We start from the raw sequence: 813 nt of genomic DNA on the forward strand, positions 1-813 counted from the left end.
GGGCACGCCCAAAGCGCCGCACCACAACCGGGGACGGAGCAGAGGCCGAGCACCGGAGCCACGCCTGCGTACGAGCGCGACCGGAGCGCCGCCTCCGAACCAGCGGCAGAGCACCAGCGGAGGCTGAGCACCGGACCCGAGTCGGAGCACGAACACGGGCGCGACCAGGTCACAGCACCCGCGCCGGAGCCGGAGCACGAGCACGAGCACGAGCGCGGCCAGAGCGCCCCACCCGAACCAGGGCCTGAACACGAGCGCGGGCACGACAACAGCGCCGCACCCGAACCGGAGGACGGGAACGCGTACGCGCACGGGCGGAGGGGCGCACCCGAACCGAGGCAGGAGCGTGAGCACGGCCAGGGCACCGCACCAGAGCCAGGGACGGAGCAGAGGCCGAGCACCGGAGCCACGCCCGCGTACGAACACGACCAGAGCGCCGCACCCGAACCGGAGGACGGGCACACGCACACGCACGGGCGGAGGGCCGCGCCGGAGTCTGAGCGAGGGCACGACCAGAGCGCCGCACCTGAGTCGGAGTCGGAGTCGGAGGGTGGGCGCGGGTGCGGGGAGCTTCAGCGGTCGCAGGGCCGCCTTGGTGGTGGGCCTGGCGCGACATCGTGGTCGGTGCCGGAGATACGGGTGGAGCTGACGACGTTGCTCGGGCACGATGAGCACCCCGCGCACCTGCCCGGCTGGGGCATGGTCCACGCCGCCCAGGCACGCCGCATCGTCACCGGCATGCTCGGCGGGCAGTGGCGCTATGCCATCTGCGCCGACGACGGGCACCTGCTCCTGGCCGGCATCACCCGGCAG

The 813-nt window shown here is 73.8% G+C and carries 2 protein-coding genes; one reads left to right on the forward strand and one right to left on the reverse strand.

Going from position 1 to position 813, the window contains the following annotated elements; translation table 11 throughout:
• The coding region (locus tag HCK04_RS41740; protein ID WP_205831300.1) for a hypothetical protein at positions 1-264 on the reverse strand (264 nt) is incomplete at its 3' end.
• Between the two features lie 360 nt (positions 265-624).
• Between HCK04_RS41740 and HCK04_RS40385 the strand changes: the two genes are divergently transcribed.
• A partial coding sequence (locus HCK04_RS40385; protein WP_205831301.1) for a hypothetical protein occupies positions 625-813 on the forward strand: 189 nt, incomplete at its 3' end.

Origin of the sequence: Microbispora sp. CL1-1 (assembly GCF_012034195.1) — a bacterium.
GTDB lineage: Bacteria > Actinomycetota > Actinomycetes > Streptosporangiales > Streptosporangiaceae > Microbispora.